The organism is Bradyrhizobium sp. LB13.1 (assembly GCF_054056815.1).
This window is the reverse complement of sequence record NZ_JBSRYQ010000001.1, coordinates 1,933,999-1,951,839: the sequence shown is the minus strand read 5'-3', so window position 1 is coordinate 1,951,839 and position 17,841 is coordinate 1,933,999. Positions and strand designations below refer to the sequence as shown.

Sequence of the window (17,841 nt, the reverse complement as noted above, 5' to 3'; positions counted from 1 at the left end):
CCTATCGTGATAGGGGGCAGTGTCCGGCAGTTTAAGCTGCCCCACGCCTGCCGAGGACCTCGTTCGGCACCAGGAGCTCGGCCATCTGGCGATGCGTGGCCTGGAGCGCCTCAATGGCGCTGTCGAGATCAAAATCAGACTCGCGGACAGACGCGAAGAACTTGGCCGTCAGCGCCAGATCGAGTTTGACGCGTGTTGTGCCATCGCGGCTTTTGCGACGATCGAGCGACAAATGAATGGCCCGCATTCGGGCTTCCGCGGGCGTGCACCCACCAAGTGCCGCGAGTTCGCTATATGTCATCCATATTTGTGGCATGGTTCCGTCCGTCTTTTTGCACAAGCAACAATCTAGTTTTCGTGCCTAAAAGTAATGTTGCCGCGTTGCGGTCACCGGCCGCATTTCGCAATGATAGAGTCAACGCTAGGCTAAGACGAAGAACGGCAAGAATGCCGAAGCTACCACCGGGTTGCATACAGCGAATATCGCTCTATGCTCATCTGATTGATCCACCATCAAAACGAGGGCCGATGGTATTGGGCCAGATCACTTCGATAGCCCTTCCCTGGGTCACGTCATTTCCGGGGGAACCACTCGGTATCCTCTGGTCTTCTCCACCACTTTTGGCCGACGACGTATGGGCCGATTTCGCCGGGAGGCCCCGAATGGCTCACAATTGCGCTGCTCGTGCGTTGTGCGGATTCGTTGCTGGCGACGGTCGCCTGGATGTTGGTTGAGTTCGCTTTGAGGTACCAGGCATGACCGACAGACCGACCATCCTCGTTACAGGAGGCGCGGGCTATATCGGCTCGCATGCTTGCCGCGCACTGACTGCGGCCGGCTATCAACCCGTCGTTTATGACAATCTGTCGACAGGTCATCGCAGCTTCGTTGCCGGCCCAATGGTCATCGGAGACCTGCTCGACGGAGCGGCGCTGGCGCGCGCCTTTGCCGAGCATAAGATCGCGGCAGTGATGCACTTCGCGGCCGCGAGTCTCGTCGGCGAGTCCATGACGGACCCGCAGAAATATTACATCAACAATGTCCAGGGCACGCTGTCGCTGTTGCAGGCTATGCGCAACGCAGGCTGCCGCCGCATCGTGTTCTCCTCGACCGGCGCCGTCTACGGTCACGCAGATTCCAAGGAGCTGCCGGAGGATTTTCCCTGCGCGCCGATCAATCCCTACGGTGCATCGAAATGGATGATCGAGCGCATGCTCGCCGATTACCGGTCGGCTTACGGCTTCGGCGCGTTCTGCCTGCGCTATTTCAACGCCAGCGGCGCCGATCCAGCGGGCGGCATCGGCGAGCTGCGTGACAACGAGACCCATCTCATTCCGCGCGCCATGATGGCGCTCCAGGGCCATGCCGACTTCGCATTGTTCGGCGACGACTACGACACGCCCGACGGCACCGCGATCCGCGACTACATCCACGTTACCGACCTCGCGGCGGCGCATGTCGCGGCGCTGAAGCTGCTGGAAGAAGAGCACGCCGGCAGCAGCTTCAATCTCGGCACCGGGTCCGGATTCTCGGTGCGAGAGATCTTGACTGCGATCAGGCAGGAGACCGGGCGCGAGGTGCCTCACACCGTCAAGCCGCGCCGCGCTGGCGATCCCACCTATCTCGTCGCGGACCCCTCTGCTGCGCGAAAAGTTCTAAACTTCTTGCCGCGTCACTCCGACCTGTCCACCGTGATCCGCACTGCCTGGGCCTGGCACCAGAAGGCCCATCCGCTTAAACAGTCCTGACATGCTTCGGTCGGCCGCCGTCAAAAGCCAGTCACAGCAGGTGGAAAGGCAATCTACGGACGATTCCGCTCTGATCCGTGCGATCCCGGCGTGAACGGGCGCGGCCGGGAACGGCTGTCGAGGCCCTTGGGCAATTTGTCATTGAGCTTCACGACCGCGCATCGGGCATCGCTAACCGGAGCATCCTCCCGGCTGTAGATCAGCGTCGCTTCGAACGTCACATCGGGCGCTTCTCTGGCCGTTCCCGAGCAGGTCGCCATCGCACCGCTGCACACGCCCGAGAGCTTGAGCTCGACCTCGTCAGGCCCGAACACGGTCGGCGGCCCCTCGGCATGTCGCCGCGTGGTCAGAACCGCCGTGAAGCGCTGCTCCTCAATTCGATAAGAGCCGTCGTAGGTGAAGAAGCTGTCGCTGCCGGAGATTCGTCCCTCCGCCAGATGCACGACACCGGTGCCCTGACCGCGCGGGGTCCTGAACCAAGCAGCGTATTTGCCGTCCTTCAGCATGAAAACATCCGTCCTGAAATTCACCCCTATGTGCGACCAACTCTAGGGCGCGACAATGACCGATGCGGCAAGCATTCCGCCACGGTTAACGCCCTGCAAAGCCAACCGGTCAAATTGCTGCCGACACGCGAAGCGACGCGAGCTGGCGCACCCCCCGCCGGGAGCGCGCAAGAAAGCTGGACCTCGTTACATACCGCGGTAAGAACGATCGGCGTGCCGACCTCGTTTGGCAGCTTCCGTATAACCGCGATCAACTCCAGCCAGTTCGTGACAGCTAACTTCCTGTCGCGCTGGGACGAGGTCGTGGAGATCGCCGCCGGTCAGCAGACGACGCCGTATCAGAAGACCGAGGCCACGCTGGCTCCCATTATAGAGGCTGCGGCGGAGAGCCATCCGGTCGAGGACCGTTCACTTGAGGCGGTCCCGGCCGCCTGACATTATCCATCCGGCCGACAGCTTGCCTGGGCTCTGCTTTCTCCGGTCGCCGGTTTGAACCGGTTCCTGCTAAAGTGGCACCAATATCTAAGAGTGATTCTGGTCACACTTGCCTGGGCGCTGCGCTGCTAAGCATCGGCCCAGGATGGGACCGGTCATCCATCGGTCGAAGCGAATGAGAATTCCCATGAAAAGCCTCATCGGCGCATTTGTCGGCGCGTTCTGTCTTGCCGCCCCCGCCCTGGCGGAGACCCCCGCCGCCATCGTCGAGGACGTGCAAGGCAAGGTCGATGGCATCGCGTTCATGGACTATGTCGCGCCAGGCAAGATCATCAAGCTCGGGCCGAAGGCGAGCATTACGCTCAGCTATCTCAAATCCTGCCAGCGCGAGACCATCAGCGAAGGCGTCGTCCTAGTCGGCGCCGAGCAGAGCACCGTGCAGCTCGGCGAGGTCAAGCGGGAAAAAGTACCCTGCGATACCAATGCGGCCAAACTGTCCGAGCGCGAGGCGAACCAAAGTGCGGCTACGACCTTCCGCACCATGCGCACGGACGCCAAGGGCGCGCCGGCCAAGCTGCCGACGCTCTACGGCGTCGCGCCGCTGGTGCAGGCCAAGAGCGGCAGCACGCTGGTGATCGAACGCACCGACGGCAAGGAGCCCACGATCAGCATCCCGCTGAGGAATGACAACATGATCGGCGGAAAATTCTACGACTTCGCCAAGGCCGGAAAGTCGCTGACCCCGGGCGGCAGCTATCTGGCCATTCTCGGCGCCAAGCGCTACGCCTTCCAGGTCGATGCCGGCGCCACGTCGTCGTCGACGCCGATCGTCGGCCGCCTGCTGCGGCTCGAATAGGCAGCTAGCGACGGGGCGATGCGGCGGATCGGCAAGCGGGACATCGTTGCAGCGATCCTGATCGCGCTCGTTGCGGGCGCGGTCTTCACGTCCCCGCCGCTTGGTACGCTGCAAGGCCTTTCACTCGACATCCTCACGGCGCTGCGCGGCAAGCTCGTCGGCGACCACCGCGATCCCGCGACATCGCCGGTCGTCGTCGTGGCGATCGACGGTGAGACCTACGACACGCCGCCGTTCAAGGGCTCGCCGACGCAGACCTGGACGCGCGAGATCGGCCGGGTGCTTGGGAGCATCTCCGACGGCGGCGCCAAGGTGATCGGCTTCGACGTGATCTTTCCAAGCTCGATCGAGCAATCGCAAATCCCGTTTGGCGATGCGCCGCTCGGCACGCGCATGAGGGGGTTTGACCGGGACTACCTGATCGCGCTGCGGCAACTCTCCGACAACGGAAAACTGGTGCTCGGCGAGATCCTGAGCAACGACCATCAGGAAAGGCCCGACCGCGCGCAGCAATTGGCGGTGAGAAACAATATCCGCGCCCTCAACGTCCACACCGACACCGACGACGTGATCCGGCGGATGCCGTTGAGCTTTTCCATCGACAGCAAGCCGGTCGCCACGATGGCGGTCGAGCTCGCCGCGCGCGCGCTCGGCGGAAAGCCCGGGATTGCACCGTCCGGGACGACCGAATTGTCCGGTTATGCAATTCCGAGCGCGGTTCCGAATACACTGACGCTCAATTTTCGCGGGCTGGGCCGCGACGTTCCGACCTTCTCCTTTGCCGATCTGCGCGCCTGCGTCGAAAAAGGCGACCGCGATTTCTTCCGCCGCGCCTTCGACGGCAAGGTCGTGCTGCTTGGCACCGCCCTGAATTTCGAGGACCGCAAGCTCACCTCGATGCGACTGTCCGGCGGATATGACGGAACGCCCGGACCACGATGCGCCCTGCCCGCCCCGGCAAGCACCGCACAAAAGGCCCGCAGCGACATCGCCGGTGTCTTCGTGCATGCCACCGCCGCCCGCAATCTGATCGAGCACGATGCCGTGACAGAACTGGGCTTTCCAGCGCGGACCATTCTCACGATCGCCTTCGCAGCGATCATCGCCTGCGCGGCCTGCATGCTCGCACCGGGTGGCGCCGTGATCGCCTGGATCATTCTCACCGCCGCTTATGCCGCCGTGACCGTCGGCGCGTTCGTTCACGCGCTGGCGCTGCCCTTGACGGAGCCAGCACTCGCGAGCCTTGCCGCGCTCGCGATGACGGTCGGCTACCGTTTCGTGCTGGCCGATCGTGACGAGCGTTTCCTGCGCAAGAGCTTTGCGTTCTATCTCGCCCCTGAAGTGATCGACACCATGGTGACCTCCGGCAAGATGCCGGCACTCGGCGGCGAGATGCGCAACGTCACCATGTTCTTCTCCGACCTCAGCGGCTTCTCCTCCATCGCCGAGACGATGACGCCGGGCGAGCTGGTGACGCTGATGAACGAATATCTCTCCGCCATGACCGACATCATCGAAAGCCACCGCGGCTATGTCGACAAATATATCGGCGATTCCATCGTCGCGATGTTCGGTGCGCCAGCCGACGATCCCGCGCACGCGCGCAACGCCGTCCACGCCGCGCTGAAATGCCACGAAAAGCTGGCAGAGCTCAACGCCTGCAGTGCCGCCTTCGCCGGCCGCGGCCTGTCGCATCGCATCGGGCTCAACAGTGGTGAAGCCGTGGTCGGCAATATCGGCTCCCGCCGCCGCTTCAACTACACCGTGATGAGCGACACCGTGAACGTCGCCTCGCGACTCGAAGGCGCCAACAAATATTACGGCACCGCGATCATGGCCTCGGAAGCGACGGTCACGCAGACCGGCGACAGCTTCGCCTGGCGCGAGCTCGATGCGATCAGGGTGTTAGGGCGCGGCGAGGCGATCAAGGTATTCGAGCCGCTGGCCGATAAGGGCGCGGAGAGCGTCGATCAGACTAAGGCGGCGACGGCGTATGCGGAAGGGCTCGCGTGTTGGCGGGTGCGCGACTTTGCGAAGGCAGTCGAGGCGTTCGAGGACGCGGCAGCGAGCGATCTGGCATCAGCGCTGTTCGCGAAACGCGCCAGAAGGCTCGCGGCAAATCCACCGCCGAACGAGTGGACGCCGGTCAATACGTTAGAAGGGAAGTAGCGGCGTCAGCCAAAGGCACCGGCGCTACTGCGCTGGACCAGGGACTATTTCCCCCGACTTGACCCGCCCTGCGGCTGCCCCGCGACCGGTGCCGGGCGGTGGCCTGCCCCTCCCCAAATCCACTGGTTGCGTCGCCGCAGCCACGCTAGAATTCCCCCATGACAGTGACCGACATTGCGAGCCGGACCTACAATCACAGCTGGCGGCTGGATCCCATCATCCGCAGCCTGCTCGATACCGATTTCTACAAGCTATTGATGTTACAAATGATTCGGGAATCTTACCCGACTCAGAAGGTAACATTCTCGGTCATCAACCGTTCGCGCCATGTCCGGCTCGCCGAGATCATCGACGAGGGCGAGCTGCGCGCCCAGCTCGACCACGCCCGCACCATCCGCTTCACCAAGAAAGAGTTGATCTGGCTTGCCGGTAACACCTTCTACGGCAAGACCCACATGTTCTCGGCGGACTTCATCCGTTGGCTGGCCGAATTCCGGCTGCCCGAATACGAGCTGCGCAAGGTCGAAGGCCAGTACGAGCTGCATTTCCACGGGCCGTGGAGCCACACCACGATGTGGGAGATTCCCGCGCTCGCCATCCTCAACGAATTGCGCTCGCGCGCGGCGATCAAGGGCCGCGGCCGCTTCGAGCTCGACGTGCTCTATGCCCGCGCCAAGGCCAAGCTGTGGACCAAGGTGGAGCGGCTGCGCAAGCTGGAGAACCTCCGGCTCTCCGATTTCGGCACCCGCCGCCGCCACGGATTCCTCTGGCAGCGCTGGTGCGTGGAGGCGGTGAAGGAAGGCCTGGGCCCGTCCTTCATCGGCACCTCCAACGTGCTGCTCGCGATGGACAATGATCTCGAAGCCATCGGCACCAACGCCCATGAGCTGCCGATGGTCGCCGCCGCGCTCGCCAAGGACGACGAGGAATTGCGCTGGGCGCCCTACCGCATCCTGGACCAATGGCGCCAGACCTATGGCGGCAACCTCCTGATCGCGCTGCCCGACGCCTTCGGCACCAAGGCCTTCCTGCGCGATGCGCCGGAATGGGTCGCCGACTGGACCGGCTTCCGTCCCGACAGCGCGCCGCCGATCGAGGCCGGCGAGGAGATCGTCGCCTGGTGGGAGAAGAAGGGCCGCAATCCCAGGGACAAGTTGCTCGTGTTCTCCGACGCCATGGACGTCGGCTCGATCGAGGAGACCTATCACCACTTCGGCGGCCGCGTGCGGCTCTCCTTCGGCTGGGGCACCAACCTCACCAATGATTTCGTCGGCTGCCCGCCGGACGGCTCGTTCAATCTCGATCCGATCTCGATCGTCTGCAAGGTGTCGTCGGTCGACGGCCGCCCGGCGGTCAAGCTCTCTGACAATCCCGAGAAAGCGACCGGCCTGCCCTCGGAGATCGAGCGTTACCTGCGCGTTTTCGGCGACGCCGGTCGGGTACGCAAGCCGGTGTTGGTGTAGCGCCAGAGCAAACTCTCTCGATCGAGTAAACCGCGCAAGTCGAATGCAAGACATCGGCTCGTCGATGCCGCGTCAGTTCCGGTTCGACGGCATTTGCAACGATCTGCGAACATCCGTTTCACAACGTCTTCACTCTGCGACGCAGTCTCCCGGCATTTTCAAGTCGAGTTTAGAACCCCTCACGCGTAATCCGCGTTATGAGCGGATCACTCCGCTGGGGTCGTCGAGTGACTTGGGGAACGCAAAGTGTTTCGCAGAACAACGACGTCGACGAAGGGACGCAGTTTCCTTCACGTCATCAAGCTCGTCTCGCCTTTCGTCATGGTCGTCGTGCTGCAGGCGGCGATCGCCGGATTCAGCCTGGAGGTCATGTCCTCGGTCCGCGCTTACGTCGCGGGCGAGGCGATGTGGTCGCGCTCGCAGAAAAACGCCGTCTATTTCCTCAATCTCTATCTGCATTCGGGAGATGCCAGCCAGTTCGCGCAATACCAGACCTCGCTGGCTGTTCCCATCGGCGACGAGTTCGCACGCTGGGCGCTCGAGCGCGATCCGGTCGACGTCGAGGTCGCCCGCATCGGCTTTCTGCACGTGCCGGGATTGATCTGGCTGTTCCGCTACTTCAAACAGGTCAGCTTTCTCAAGGAAGCGATCCGCGAGTGGGCCGCCACCGACCCCATGCTGCTGGAGCTGAACGTGTTCGGCGAGGTCATCCGGTCAGAACTGGAGAACGGGCCCGTTCAGGACGGCAACCGCCTGCATTTATTGTCGTCGCGGCTCTCGGAGCTCAACGCTCAGTTCACGGTGCACGCCAACCGGTTCTCCACTGTCCTCGGCGAAGGCTCCCGCGCCATCAAGATGACGCTGACTTGCGTCAATATCGTCACCGCCTTGACGTTGATCCTGCTCCTGATCTGGCACACGCGGCGATTGGTGCTGCAACGACAGGCGTTCGAGGATGCCTTGCATGCCGAGAAGGAGCGCCTGGCCTGGCAGGCATCACACGACTGGCTGACCGGCTTGTCCAACCGCCGCGCCTTCGAGGCGCGCCTGCAAAGCGAGCTCGACAACATCGCGACAGGTTCGCTCGGCCTGATCCTGCTCGACCTCGACCAGTTCAAGAACGTCAACGACAGCTGCGGCCATCTCGCGGGCGACCGCCTGCTCTGCCAGGTCGCACAACTGTTGCAGCAGGAACGGCGGCCGCACGATCTGGTGGCGCGGCTCGGCGGCGATGAATTCGGCCTGATCTTGCCGCAATGCTCGCCTTCAGGCGCCGTCGATATCGCCGAACGGCTGCGACGATCGCTCGAATTGTTCAGCTTCACCTGGGACGATCGTTGCTTCGCGGTAACCGCCAGCATCGGCGTGACCTGTATTGCCGATCGCTGCACCACGCTCGAAGGCGCGATGCGGCACGCGGATGCGGCCTGCTACCGCGCCAAGGAGAAGGGACGCAACCGGGTTCAGGTCGACAGCGTGCGGCCGGACGTCGTCCTCGTAGCCTCGCGACAACGCGAAGCTGCGCGCGCGTGACGACGGCGCTCGTCAGCGTACGGGCAAAATCCCGAGACCGGCGAGATGTGCGTCGAGGAACTGTTCGACCCGCTGGCGCAGCATCTGCGGCGGCACGGCCACCATGCGCTCTTCCAGGCCAAGCGAGATGATCCCGTGCACGGCGGAAAACAGGGTGCGTGACAGCAACGCGATCTGCACGTCGTCTGCATTCGGAAGCAGCCGCACCAGGGGTGGATGCATCAGCGCGAACGCGTCCATCACCAGCTGAAGGATGTCATCGGGGTAAGGACGATCATCCTCCATCCGATGCTCGAACAGCGAGCGCAGCAGGTTGGCGTGCTCCGCGAAGAACTCGAGATAGGTCGCGGCAAGCCCATAGAGCTGGCGAACGGGATCCGCGGCGGGAACTCCGCCAAGGCGCACGGTCAGCGCCTGAACGGTCTCCCGATTCACGGTCAAAATGACCCCGTCGAAGTCGCCGAACTCGTTATAGACACTTCCGATCGAGCAGCCGGCGGCTTCGGCAACATCCCGAACCTTTAGCGATCTCAAACCCTTAGTCGCAATAATACGACGGGCGATCTCCAGGATCTGAAACCGTCGGCGACCTTTTTTTTGATCTCGTAGCGATTCGTCTTGAACATTGTTCATTTTCAGGATACTCATTTGAACAATGTTCACGCTATCTCGGAGACCTGCAAAATGCAAACCCTCGCTGTTGATATCGCCTCCACCTTCATCGATGACGCCACCGCTCTCGTTGCCGGAATTGGCCGGGCGCTCCTGCGGTTCGCGATGGCGCCGATCGATCGCATCGCAAATGCCTGCGACATCGCCGGCGTCCTGACCGAGCGCCGCGCGACCTTCCGGATGTGGCGCGCCAACCGCGCCCGTGCCCGTGATGAGGGCCGCCGCTTCAGCCTGTTCGGCCGCTTCTCGCCCTTTCGCCGCCTCGCCCACCTCACCTGAGGCGGGCGCAGCCGGCACGCCTCCCTGCCGGAGCTTGATAGGGCCGCGACCAAACCATTTGCGAACCAAACGTCACCACGCGGAGACCAACAGGATCGGAAGGCCAAGGCGCAGCGCAGGCCGGGACGATCGTCGTCAACCCGCAATTGCCCGTCGCGTCTCCTCCGGTCCCGATGCCCAACCAACAATGAAACAACCTCAGACAGCGTTTCCAAAACAGGACTAGTCATGATCAGGGATTTGATGTCGTCACGCCGCTTTGCGCCGCTGTTCTGGGCGCAATTCTTCTCGGCGCTGAACGACAACGTGCTCAAGAACGCACTCGTCATCATCCTGCTTTACAGTGTCGCGACCGGCCACGGAGATGCGCTGGTGACGGTCGCGGGCGCCGTCTTCATCTTCCCCTATTTCATTCTGTCCGGGCTCGGCGGGCAGCTCGCCGACAAATACGTCAAATCCGTCGTCGCGAGGCGGCTCAAATTCGCCGAGATCTTCGCTGCGGGCTTTGCCGCCGCCGGCTTCTTGCTGCATTCGGTGCCGCTGCTGTTCGCAGCGCTCGCACTGTTTGGCGTCATCGCCGCCCTGTTCGGCCCCGTGAAATATTCGATGCTGCCGGACCAGCTCGCGCTCGGCGAGCTCGCGACGGGCAACGCGCTGGTCGAAGGCGCGACCTTCATGGCGATCCTGCTCGGCACCGTCGCTGGCGGCCAGTTCGTGGCCGGCTCCGCGCATATGGGCTGGGTCGCATCGGCCGTGGTCGTGCTGGCCCTGCTGTCCTGGGCCGTCGCCTCCCGCATTCCGGCAACAACGCCCTCTGCACCCGATCTGTCCGTCAACGCCAATCCCTGGACCTCGACGCTCGGCCTGTTGAAGACGCTGCACGCCGACCACCGGCTGTGGGACGGCACCGTGATCGTCTCCTGGTTCTGGCTGGTGGGCGCCATCGTGCTCTCGCTGCTGCCGGCGCTGGTCAAGGACGTCGTCGGTGGCACCGAGGGCGTGGTAACGCTGTGTCTCGCGGTCTTCGCAATCGGCATTGCCATCGGCTCGCTGTTCGCCGCTAGCCTGAGCCACGTTCGCCCGAACCTCGCGCTGGTGCCGATCGGCGCCATCATCATGGGGTTTGCCGGCCTCGATCTCGCCTGGGCGATCGGCGCGACCAGCAAGGGTCAGGCCATCGCCGCGGTCGACTTCGCGACGTCGTTCGCCGGCCTGCGCATGTTGATCGACTTCGTCGCCTTCGCATTCGGCGGCGGGTTGTTCGTCGTGCCGTCCTTCGCTGCCGTCCAGGCCTGGTCGGCACCGTCCGAGCGTGCCCGCATCATCGCCGCCGGCAATGTGCTGCAGGCCGCTTTCATGGTAGCGGGCTCGCTGTTCGTCGCGCTGCTGCAGGCGGCCGGATTGCATGTCGGCTGGATCTTCTTCGGCCTCGGCATCGCAAGCTTCGGCGCAGTCTGGTTCGTGCTGACGAAGTGGGGCAAGGAAGGCGTGCGCGATTTCGGTGGGCTGCTGTTCCGCGCACTGTTCCGCACGGAAGTCCGTGGGCTCGAGAATCTGCCGCCCGCCGGCACGCGCATGCTGATCGCGCCCAACCATGTCAGCCTGATCGACGGCCCGCTGCTGCACGCCGTGCTGCCGATCGACGCGAGCTTCGCGGTCGATACCGGCATCTCCAAGGCCTGGTGGGCCAAGCCGTTCCTGCGCGTGGTCAAGCACTACACCATGGATCCCAGCAAGCCGCTGGCCGCGCGCGACCTGATCAGGCTTGTCGCCGCCGGCGAGCCGGTCGTGATTTTCCCGGAGGGACGCATCACCGTCTCCGGGTCGCTGATGAAGGTCTATGACGGCACCGCGATGATCGCGGACAAGGCCGATGCGGTCGTCGTCCCGATCCGCATCGAAGGCGCGCAACGCTCGCATCTCAGCTATCTCAACGGCAGCCAGATCAAGCGCTCGTGGTTTCCGCGGGTGACCGTCACCATCCTGCCGCCGGTCAAGCTTCCGGTCGATCCGTCGCTGAAGGGCAAGGCGCGCCGCAACGCTGCGGGCGCCGCGCTTCAGGACGTGATGATTGACGCCATGGTGAAGAACGCCATGCTCGATCACACGCTGTTCGAAGCGCTCGGGCACGCCTATCGCGACCGCGACACCGGCAAGGTCATCGTCGAGGACGCGCTCGGCACCAGGCTGACCTATCGCAAGCTGATCCTGGGCGCGCAGGTCTTGTGTCGGAAGCTGGAGAGCGGCACCGCCGTCGGTGAGAATGTCGGCGTGCTGCTGCCGAATTCCGCAGGCGTCGCCGTCGTCTTCATGGCGCTGCAAAACATCGGCCGGGTGCCGGCGATGCTCAACTTCTCCGCGGGCCCGGTCAACGTGCTCGCCGCCATGAAGGCCGCGCAGGTCAAGACGGTGCTGACGTCGAAGGCCTTCATCGAGAAGGGCAAGCTCGACAAGCTGATGGCGGCGATCTCCGCGGAAGTCCGCGTCGTCTATCTCGAGGATGTCCGCGCCTCGATCGGCACGGCCGACAAGATCAAGGGCCTGCTCGCCGGCACCGCGCCGCGCGTCACGCGCCAGGCGAATGATCCAGCCGTCGTGCTGTTCACATCGGGCTCGGAAGGCACGCCCAAGGGCGTGGTGCTGTCCCACCGCAATATTCTTGCCAACGCCGCGCAGGCGCTGGCGCGGGTCGATGCCAACGCCAATGACAAGGTGTTCAACGTGCTGCCGGTGTTCCACTCCTTCGGACTGACCGGCGGAATGATGATGCCGCTGCTCGCGGGCATTCCGATCTACATGTACCCCTCGCCGCTGCACTATCGGATCGTGCCCGAGCTGATCTACCAGACCGGCGCCACGATCCTGTTCGGCACCGACACGTTCCTCACCGGCTACGCGCGCTCGGCGCATGCCTACGACTTCCGTACGCTGCGCCTGGTGATCGCCGGCGCCGAAGCGGTCAAGGATCGGACACGCCAGGTGTTCATGGAGCGCTACGGCATCCGCATCCTCGAAGGCTATGGAGTCACCGAGACCGCGCCGGTGCTGGCGATGAACACGCCGATGGCCAATCGCCCCGGCACCGTCGGCCGCCTGTCGCCGCTGATGGAAGGCCGCATCGAGCCAGTCCCCGGCATCGAGGAAGGTGGACGCCTCTCGGTGCGCGGACCGAACGTGATGCTTGGATACTTGCGGGCCGAAAATCCCGGCGTGCTCGAACCGCTCGCCGAGGGCTGGCACGACACCGGCGACATCGTGGCGATCGACGCCGCCGGCTTCATCACCATCAAGGGCCGCGCCAAGCGCTTTGCCAAGATCGCAGGCGAAATGGTCTCGCTATCAGCGGTCGAGAGCATCGCGACGACGCTGTGGCCGCAGGCCGCATCGGTTGCCGTGTCGATCCCGGATCCGCGCAAGGGCGAGCGCATCGTGCTGCTAACGACGGAGAAGGGTGCCGAGCGTAGCGCGATGCTGGGTCAGGCAAAGACGATCGGCGCGTCCGAGCTGACCGTTCCCGCGGCGATCATGGTGGTCGACAAGGTGCCGCTGCTCGGCACCGGCAAGACCGACTACGTCACCGCAACGACGATGGCCCGCGAGCAGGCGTCCGCGCCGGAGCGCGAGGTGGCGTAGAGAGATGCACGAGGCGCCTCAATCAGGCGAGGCGCGATGCCCGGGAGTGGTTCTGCTTCACGGCATCGCGCGGACCTCGGCGTCCCTGACCGGACTGCATCGGGCGCTCCGGGCAAGCGGCTTCGCAACGCTCAACGTCGACTACGCCAGCCGCCGCAAATCGATCACAGCGCTCGCGGACGATATCCACCCGGAGGTCGCCCGCTTCGCCGAACGTGATGCGCCGCTGCATTTCGTCGCGCATTCGATGGGTGGTCTGGTGACGCGTGCCTATATCGCAAAGTACCGGCCGGACCAGCTTGCGGGCGTGGTAATGCTGGGTACGCCAAACGGCGGTAGCGAAGTCGCCGATCTCCTGCGTGGATCTCGGCTCTACCGTGCATTCTACGGCCCCGCCGGGCTCGAGCTCACCACCACGGCTGCGACCGGGTCTGACGCCCTGCCCGCCGTGGACTATCCCGTCGGCGTGATCGCGGGAAACCGCTTCATCGATCCCGCCGCAGGTCTCTTCGTTCTGCCGAAGCCGAATGACGGACGGGTCTCAGTGCAAAGCGCGATGGTGGCCGGAATGGCCGACCATGTCGTCGTCAAGGCGTCCCATGCCGGGGTTCCGCGTCACGCCGCTGCGATCGAACAGACCATTGCCTTCCTGCGCGACGGCCGCTTCCGCACCATCTGAATCTCAAGAGCCGGCTTCGCTGCGCCGCTCCTGCGCATAGCGCACCAGTGCCGCAAAGCGATAGATGCCGTGCACGAACTTGCCATAGGGCATGGTGATGAACAGCGCGAACACTGCGCCCAAATGCAGCGCAAGCAGCGGCCCCATGGCGGCGGTCTCGCGCAGGAGCAGAAGCAGCATGCCGGTGAAGCCGGTCAGGAACAACATGGCGATGAAACCGACATCCATGCCGTAGCGGCTCTCGTCGAGCAACGCCGGATCGCGCCGCATCTTGGCCGCGAACAGGCCGATCGGCCCGATGATGAGACCGATGCCGCCAAGCGTACCAAGCACGACCGGCAGATCCCACCACGGATACGGAGCCTCGCGTCCCCACAAATAATGATAGAGCGTAGCCACCGACGTCGCGGCGAAGCAGAGCAGGAAACCGTAGAAGGTCAGGTGATGATACAGTTTGCGCCGGTCGGTCGGCTTCTCGTCCTCGTTGTAGCAGCCGACGCCGCCGCCGTGGAGATAGCGCAGCTCGCCCGCATCGCGGATCGCCTGGAAGATCGAGCCCCCATCGGCACGGCCGCCGATCGGCGTGCCGATGTCGCGCCAGAACGCACGCACGCTCATGACCAGCGCGAGGATCGCATAGAGGAAGGCGGCGCTGAATAATGCGGCCATCGCATTGTGCGGCATCAGTCTGTAGAACGCGCCGGGACCGGTGTGCACGCCGAACAGCACGCTGCGGTCGTTCAGGACGGCGAAGCCGAGAATGAAGGCGGCCATGCTGAGCGCGGCGATGACACTGATGACGAGGCCGTTGCGCGCGAACGCACCGGACAGCGCCTGTGGCCAGGCATAGGCGGCATAGGATTCGGCGCGCGCGATCGCCAGCGTCTGCGGGACGTTGACGTTGAATTCATGCGGCGGCGAGAACTGGCAGTCGACGTAGCAGGCGCCGCAGGAATGGCAGAGATTGGCGAGATAATTGAGGTCGCCGTCGGAGAAGGCACGGCGCATTTCCATGGCGGGAAACACCGCGCACAGTCCCTCGCAGTAGCGGCAGGAATTGCAGACCGTCATCAGGCGGTCGGCTTCGTCGAGAATCCTAGTTCCGTGCATGTTTCGCCGCTTCCCGTCCTGCGATCCGCCCGAACACGCTGCCGATGGTCATGCCCACGCCGGCGGCATAGCCCTTGCCGAGCACGTTGCCGGCCATGATCTCACCGGCTGCGAACATGTTGGCCGACGGCTTGCCGTCAGCCATCAGCATCCGCGCCTCCCTGGTCACGCGCGTGCCGAGATAGGTGAAGGTTATGCCGGGCCGCACCGGATAAGCGAGATAAGGCGGCGCCTCGATCCGCCGCGCCCAATGCGTCTTCTGCGGTGTGATGCCTTCGGTGCGGCAATCGTCCAGAACAGTATGGTCGAAGGTGCCGGGCCGCACTGCGGCATTGAACTCCGTGATGGTCTTGTCCAGCGCAACTGGATCGAGCTCGAGCTTGCCGGCGAGCTCAGCCACGGTCTGCCCGGCGATTGGCGGGAACAGTGTCGGCATGAATGAGGTGACGACGGTCGAATCGAAGATGATGTAGGCGATCTGGTCCGGCTGCGCCGCGACCAGCCGGCCCCAGATAGCGTAGCGCTTCGGCCAGATGTCCTCGCCCTCGTCGTAGAAACGCTGGGCGTGCTTGTTGACGACGATGCCGAATACGACCGAGTCGTGACGCGTGATGATGCCGCCGTCGAACTTCGGCGCGCGGGCGTCGATCGCGACCGCATGGCACTGCGTGGGGTCGCCGACCTCCTGCACGCCCTTGTCGAGCAGCATCTTCAGGATCGAACCGCGATTATAGGGCGTGCCGCGGATCAGGAAATTGTCGGCGGCCTCGCCCCAATATTGCTTCAGCCATTCGATGTTGGCCTCGAACCCGCCGGCCGCGGCGACCAGCGCCGTCGCGCGGATCTCGGTCTCGCCATTGATCGGCCGCTTGAGGCGCGCGGCGAGAAACATGCCGTCCTCGATCATGAGGTCGGTGACCTCGGCGTCGTATTGGACCTCGACGCCGAGCCGCTCGGCAGTGAGATAGAGCGCGTTGAGCATCGCCCGCCCGCCGCCAAGGAAAAAGGAGTTGGTGCGACCGAGGCTCAGCGTGCCGCCGAGCGAGGGTTGCCAGCGCACGCCCTGCTCCACGATCCAGTTCAAAATGTCCTTGGATTCCCGGATCATGTGACGGGCGAGCACCTCGTCGGTCTGCCCGCCGGTAACGCGCAGCAGATCCTCCCAGAACTCTTCCTCAGTGTAGGGGCCGGTCAGGATGTCGGTGGCGGCGTCATGGGCGCAGCGCATGTTGCGGGTATGGCGGGTGTTGCCGCCGCGATAGAACTTTGGCGCGCCCTCCAGCACGAGGACGGAGGCGCCGCCACGCCGGGCGCTGATCGCCGCACACAGCGCCGCATTGCCGCCGCCGATCACCAGCACGTCGTATTTACTGCTCATGCCGTCTGCCCGATGCCGACGAAGTTAGAGACATTCTGCCCGCCGGCCGCCTCGGTCAATCCCGGCCGCCATTGCGTACCTTTGTATACAAAGATATACATCAGCGTTGCAAGCGGCATCTCTGCATGGGCAGGATGCGCCGCGAGGGAAAACATGGCCAGACGCCCGGCAAAGGCAGGCGGATCGATCGCGCGCGGCGGCGGTGTCGCGCTGGGCGAAGCGGTGTTCCGCTCGCTCTGCGAGGCGCTGCAGGCCGGCAGCTACCGCGCCGGCGACCGCCTGCGCGAAGAGGAGGTCGCCAAGCGGCTGAAGGTCAGCCGCACGCCGGTGCGGGAGGCTCTGGGCCGGCTCGCGGCGCGCGGGTTCGTCGAACCCGCCGGCGGCCGCGGCCTCATCGTGCGCAACCTCGACATCTCCGAGGTGCTCGAACTCTATGCCATGCGCGAGATCATGGAAGGCGCCGCCGCGCGCCTGGCCGCGGAGCACGCCTCAGCGACCGAGGTCGACGCGCTCAGGGATATCGAACAGGCTTTTGTCCAAGCGTCTGCGGCCGATGCCGCCGAGATGGCAGGAGAAATGGCAAGGCTGAACCGCGCGTTCCACGAGGCGATCTGCCGCGCAGCGCGCAACCGCTATCTCGACAACGCGTCAGGCGAATTGCAGGACTGGATCGCACTGCTCGGTCCCACCACCTTCTCCGTATCGGGCCGCCCCTCGACCAGCCATGGCGAGCACCAGGCCATCATCGACGCCATCGCGGCTCGCGACGGCGACAAGTCGGAGCAACTCGCGCGCGCACACATCCGCGAAGCGCTGCGCTGCCGGCTGAAGCTTTTGCAAAAGCAGTAGCGGCGAGACGCTCAGGCTACCACATCCGCGACGACCGCCTTCAACACGACCCGCGCATCATCCGGTTTGAGCCGCACTTGCAATCCGCGCTGACCGCCGTTGATGTAGACCTGACCATGCACGAGCGCACTTTGCTCGATCACGGTGCGCACGGGCTTCCGCTGCCCGAATGGGCTGATGCCACCGACCTTGAAGCCGGTGACTCGCTCGGCTTCGAGCGGCTTCATCATTTGCGCCGACTTGCCGCTCGCAGTCGCGGCGAGCTTCTTCATCGAGACTTCGCGGTCGGACGGGACAATGACACAGACCGGCTTGCCGTCGACCAGCGCCATCAGCGTCTTCAGGACGCGCGCGGGGTCCTCGCCGAGCGCCAATGCGGCCTGGAGTCCGATGCTCTCGGCATCGGGATCGTAGTCGTAGGTGTGGACGGTGAAGGCAATGCCGGCGGTTTCAAGCGCGCGCGTGGCTGGGGTGATTTTGGACATAGATCATGTTTACCACCGTCACTGCGAGGAGCGAAGCGACGAAGC

16 protein-coding genes are annotated in these 17,841 nt (G+C 64.2%); 9 read left to right on the top strand and 7 right to left on the bottom strand.

The window, feature by feature from the left end; genetic code table 11:
• Positions 1–31: 31 nt before the first annotated feature.
• On the bottom strand, positions 32–247 hold the full coding sequence (locus tag ACVWYI_RS09165) for a hypothetical protein (protein ID WP_247347300.1): 216 nt from the start codon (positions 245–247) through the stop codon (positions 32–34).
• Between the two features lie 509 nt (positions 248–756).
• Here ACVWYI_RS09165 and galE point away from each other — a divergent pair.
• On the top strand, positions 757–1,749 hold the full coding sequence (gene galE, locus ACVWYI_RS09160) for a UDP-glucose 4-epimerase GalE (RefSeq protein ID WP_456661745.1): 993 nt from the start codon (positions 757–759) through the stop codon (positions 1,747–1,749).
• A gap of 53 nt (positions 1,750–1,802) precedes the next feature.
• On the opposite strand, the gene ACVWYI_RS09155 is transcribed toward galE, so the two are convergent.
• Positions 1,803–2,255, bottom strand: coding sequence for a hypothetical protein (locus ACVWYI_RS09155; protein WP_354047408.1), 453 nt, complete (start codon positions 2,253–2,255; stop codon positions 1,803–1,805).
• Between the two features lie 213 nt (positions 2,256–2,468).
• Here ACVWYI_RS09155 and ACVWYI_RS09150 point away from each other — a divergent pair, with 213 nt between their 5' ends.
• The 5 genes from ACVWYI_RS09150 (at position 2,469) to ACVWYI_RS09130 (ending at position 8,711) form a co-directional block, all read left to right on the top strand.
• Positions 2,469–2,690: a hypothetical protein gene (locus tag ACVWYI_RS09150; protein ID WP_456661744.1), complete on the top strand. Its 222-nt coding sequence runs from the start codon at positions 2,469–2,471 to the stop codon at positions 2,688–2,690.
• A gap of 187 nt (positions 2,691–2,877) precedes the next feature.
• Complete coding sequence (locus ACVWYI_RS09145; RefSeq protein ID WP_456661743.1) at positions 2,878–3,546, top strand: hypothetical protein; 669 nt, start codon at positions 2,878–2,880, stop codon at positions 3,544–3,546.
• A gap of 18 nt (positions 3,547–3,564) precedes the next feature.
• Positions 3,565–5,715 carry a CHASE2 domain-containing protein gene (locus tag ACVWYI_RS09140; protein ID WP_456661742.1) on the top strand — a complete coding sequence of 717 codons (2,151 nt, stop codon included), beginning with the start codon at positions 3,565–3,567 and terminating at the stop codon, positions 5,713–5,715.
• A 158-nt stretch (positions 5,716–5,873) separates the two neighbouring features.
• Positions 5,874–7,178, top strand: a complete 1,305-nt coding sequence (gene pncB, locus ACVWYI_RS09135; protein WP_456661741.1) for a nicotinate phosphoribosyltransferase — start codon at positions 5,874–5,876, stop codon at positions 7,176–7,178.
• Between the two features lie 246 nt (positions 7,179–7,424).
• Positions 7,425–8,711, top strand: coding sequence for a GGDEF domain-containing protein (locus tag ACVWYI_RS09130; protein WP_456661740.1), 1,287 nt, complete (start codon positions 7,425–7,427; stop codon positions 8,709–8,711).
• A 12-nt stretch (positions 8,712–8,723) separates the two neighbouring features.
• On the opposite strand, the gene ACVWYI_RS09125 is transcribed toward ACVWYI_RS09130, so the two are convergent.
• A complete protein-coding gene (locus ACVWYI_RS09125; RefSeq protein ID WP_456664499.1) occupies positions 8,724–9,344 on the bottom strand; it encodes a TetR/AcrR family transcriptional regulator in 621 nt (206 codons plus the stop codon).
• A 546-nt stretch (positions 9,345–9,890) separates the two neighbouring features.
• Between ACVWYI_RS09125 and ACVWYI_RS09120 the strand changes: the two genes are divergently transcribed.
• Entirely contained in the window at positions 9,891–13,295 is a 3,405-nt protein-coding gene (locus ACVWYI_RS09120) for an acyl-[ACP]--phospholipid O-acyltransferase (RefSeq protein WP_456661739.1), read from the top strand.
• A 4-nt stretch (positions 13,296–13,299) separates the two neighbouring features.
• Positions 13,300–13,974 (top strand): esterase/lipase family protein, encoded by a 675-nt coding sequence (locus tag ACVWYI_RS09115; RefSeq protein WP_456661738.1) that lies wholly within the window; start codon positions 13,300–13,302, stop codon positions 13,972–13,974.
• Positions 13,975–13,977: 3 nt separating this feature from the next.
• Here ACVWYI_RS09115 and tcuB read toward each other — a convergent pair whose 3' ends face one another.
• Genes tcuB through ACVWYI_RS09100 form a run of 3 tightly spaced genes read right to left on the bottom strand, consistent with a single transcriptional unit; the run spans position 13,978 to position 16,617 of the window.
• Positions 13,978–15,084 (bottom strand): tricarballylate utilization 4Fe-4S protein TcuB, encoded by a 1,107-nt coding sequence (gene tcuB / locus ACVWYI_RS09110; RefSeq protein WP_456661737.1) that lies wholly within the window; start codon positions 15,082–15,084, stop codon positions 13,978–13,980.
• Positions 15,071–16,462: an FAD-dependent tricarballylate dehydrogenase TcuA gene (gene tcuA, locus ACVWYI_RS09105; protein WP_456661736.1), complete on the bottom strand. Its 1,392-nt coding sequence runs from the start codon at positions 16,460–16,462 to the stop codon at positions 15,071–15,073. The genes tcuB and tcuA overlap by 14 nt, the downstream gene beginning before the upstream one ends.
• A complete protein-coding gene (locus ACVWYI_RS09100) occupies positions 16,459–16,617 on the bottom strand; it encodes a hypothetical protein (RefSeq protein WP_247441071.1) in 159 nt (52 codons plus the stop codon). The genes tcuA and ACVWYI_RS09100 overlap by 4 nt, the downstream gene beginning before the upstream one ends.
• On the opposite strand from ACVWYI_RS09100, the gene ACVWYI_RS09095 reads away from it, so the two are divergent.
• On the top strand, positions 16,616–17,311 hold the full coding sequence (locus tag ACVWYI_RS09095; protein ID WP_456661735.1) for a GntR family transcriptional regulator: 696 nt from the start codon (positions 16,616–16,618) through the stop codon (positions 17,309–17,311). The two genes, ACVWYI_RS09100 and ACVWYI_RS09095, sit on opposite strands and share 2 nt — an antisense overlap.
• 11 nt (positions 17,312–17,322) lie before the next feature.
• Here ACVWYI_RS09095 and ybaK read toward each other — a convergent pair whose 3' ends face one another.
• Entirely contained in the window at positions 17,323–17,796 is a 474-nt protein-coding gene (gene ybaK / locus ACVWYI_RS09090) for a Cys-tRNA(Pro) deacylase (RefSeq protein WP_456661734.1), read from the bottom strand.
• Positions 17,797–17,841 lie beyond the last annotated feature (45 nt).